The following is a 2,624-nucleotide window of genomic DNA, read 5'->3' as shown; positions in this document are numbered from 1 at the left end:
TCGGCGGCGTTTTGGGTTTTTGATCGCCACTTACAAAAGCCTCTATGGTCTCAAGTGGTGCGGTGTTTACGCAGCCCGGATACATCAGCTCGCTTACGTAATAATCCTTCGGCAGATCATCTCCTTTTACGCCCGTACTCGCAAACAGCGGTTTTACGTAGTTTAAATTTTCTTTAGCGATGATATTGTAGCATTTTGAAGCGTTCATCGTGCCGATTTTGCCGGTAGGAAGGTCCGCCGCGGCCATTTTTTCATCCAGTAACCTATCGAAGCGGCTAACGAAGATGCTAATTACGGTTTTTGGTAAATTTGCTTTCGGGAAGTAGCGGCGAAAGCCTGCGATCCCCTCTTTTATCGCCTCGATACATTTTGCGGCCTGCTCCGGCGAAAAAACCAAGGTCGCGTTTACGCTGATCCCCTTTTTCAGTAGATCGCGCATCGCTTCGTAGCCCGCCTTGGTCGCGGGGATTTTGATCATGACATTTGGCATGCCGATCGTGCTATATAGGTGCTTGCCCTCGCGATACATCGCTTCGGCGTCGTCTGCAAAGCACGGATCAACCTCGATGCTCACAAAGCCGTCATCGCCGTTGATAAAATTTTTAAGCAGGCTCTCCGCCGCACTTCTGATGTCCGCAGTGGCTAAAATTTCATACAGCTTTTTAGGCTCTTTTTTTCTAAATTCCTCTTTAGCCGCATCGTATGCTGAGGAGCTTAGGATCGCGTTTTTAAAGATTGTGGGATTTGAAGTCGCGCCGTTAATTATCCCTTTTTTGATCAGCTCGTCGAAATCTTTATCGATAAAATCGCGCTCCAAAAAGTCGCACCAAAGACTGAAATTTAGGGCTTTATCATACATATTTCATAATCTCCTTCAAATCCTTTTTTTCAATGCAGACGCTTGCGTGCTCTTTTAAAATTTCATTTGCGCAAAAGGCGATTTTAAGTCCCGCCTCGCGAAACATCGAAACGTCGTTCGCGCCGTCTCCCACGCACATTACTTCGCTTGCGCTTAGGCCCATCAGCGATTTAAGCTGCGCAAGCAGTGCGCCTTTTGAGTATCCAAACATCATCTCACCGCCGAAAAGCCCGGTTAAAATTCCGTCCTTTTCATGCAGATAGTTCGCAAAGCTCGCGTCAAAGCTCAGTTTTTTCTGCGCGGCGTCGGTAGCGAGATGAAATCCGCCGCTAAAGACGATCACCTTTATGCCTTTATTTTTCAGATACGCGATGATCTCGCTAGCGCCGCAAACAAAAGGCAGGCTTTCTGCGATAGCTTTGGCATCGCTAAGCTTCATCCCCTTTATAAGCGCCACGCGCTCGCTAAGGCTCTCGAAAAAATCAAGCTCTCCCGCCATCGCACGCTTTGTAATTTCGCTAACTTGTCGCTGCGTGCCCATTTTAGCGGCGAAAAAACCTATCGTTTCGCCGTCCATCAGCGTAGAATCAAAGTCGAAAACACAAAGCTTTATCATAAATATCCTCGCAAAAATTTAGGAATTATAGCTAATTTAAGTTTAAGTTTTTTGGAATTAGCATAAATTTTTCGCTTTTTGCGACCTCGTAAATTTTGCTCCTAACCCCGAACGAGCATAAATTTATATATTTTTTTTCGCCAAAATATAAAATTTCATCTTGATGATAGTGTCCCTCGATGATTAAATTTGCCGCGTAAAAATCGATCTTCGGCGCGATTATGGCCTTGAAACCCGGCATTTTTCTGTAGAGGTTTTTCCCCTTTTGCGATTTTAAGATCATCTCTGAAATTTTAAATTTCAAAGCGCGATCGAGCAGATCCATAAATTTCAAAAAAGTTCTATTTCGTAGCGAAAGCAGCGCAAATTGCGTTAGACGCGGCAAAAACAGATCGCCGTGCGCAATCTGTACCGCTTCGCCACCCTTGCAGATAAATTTAGCGGGCTGCGCGGCGTTTGGATAAACTTTTGCGCGGGGGAAAATTTCGCGCAGGTTAAAATCGTGGTTGCCCTCGAAGTAAAAAATTTCGCATTTTTGCGACAGCTCGTTTATTAGCGCGATCTCCTCTTCATAGAAGCGCTGCACATAGGTCGTATTTGCCAAAAAATCAAACATATCGCCCATCATAAAAATTTGGGGTGGCGGCGTAGGCTCAGCCTTTAGCGCGCGCAGAAATTTCAAAAATTGCGGTCTGCTCGCGCCCGCGTGCGCATCGCCGATAAAGATCGCGCCCGGTTTTATCGCCTGAATTTGATTATTTTGCATCTAGGCTCCCGCGCGTAACGGCTTTTGCGAAAAAGTTCATCGCTTAAATTCCGTGTGCGATACGCGGCAACGCCGTAGCTTCGGCGAATCCGCACATTAAATTTGCGTTTGCGACCGCCTGCGACGATGCTCCGCGCAAAAGATTATCGATCGCCGAGTTGATCCAAATTTTATCGCCCGCAGTTTTTACAAAAATATCGCAAAAGTGCGTCCCTACGACGTTTTTTATACTCACGGGCTCGCTTCGGACGCGCACGAAAGGCTCGTTTGCGTAAAACTCCCGTAGCACCGCCTCTGCATCCACACTCTTTTGCAGTACGCCAAACGTGCTAACCAGCATTCCGCGCGTAATCGGCAGCAAATTCGGCACGAAAAGCGTGCTA

The 2,624-nt window shown here is 46.6% G+C and carries 3 protein-coding genes and 1 pseudogene; all 4 read right to left on the bottom strand.

Features of this window, described 5'->3' with window-relative positions; genetic code table 11:
- On the bottom strand, nt 1-859 hold an 859-nt coding region (locus Q0238_RS11450), incomplete at its 3' end, for a transaldolase (protein WP_297946168.1).
- Nucleotides 852-1,475 (bottom strand): phosphoserine phosphatase SerB, encoded by a 624-nt coding sequence (gene serB / locus Q0238_RS11445; RefSeq protein ID WP_297946166.1) that lies wholly within the window; start codon nt 1,473-1,475, stop codon nt 852-854. The genes serB and Q0238_RS11450, both read right to left, overlap by 8 nt.
- A gap of 31 nt (nt 1,476-1,506) precedes the next feature.
- Nucleotides 1,507-2,241 (bottom strand): UDP-2,3-diacylglucosamine diphosphatase, encoded by a 735-nt coding sequence (locus Q0238_RS11440; protein WP_297946164.1) that lies wholly within the window; start codon nt 2,239-2,241, stop codon nt 1,507-1,509.
- 43 nt (nt 2,242-2,284) lie between these two features.
- A pseudogene (locus Q0238_RS11435) lies at nt 2,285-2,624 on the bottom strand (N-acetyl-gamma-glutamyl-phosphate reductase); the annotation flags it as partial.

It is taken from the genome of uncultured Campylobacter sp. (assembly GCF_938045775.1).
Classification (GTDB): domain Bacteria; phylum Campylobacterota; class Campylobacteria; order Campylobacterales; family Campylobacteraceae; genus Campylobacter_B.
This window is presented reverse-complemented; position numbering and strand designations above follow the sequence as displayed.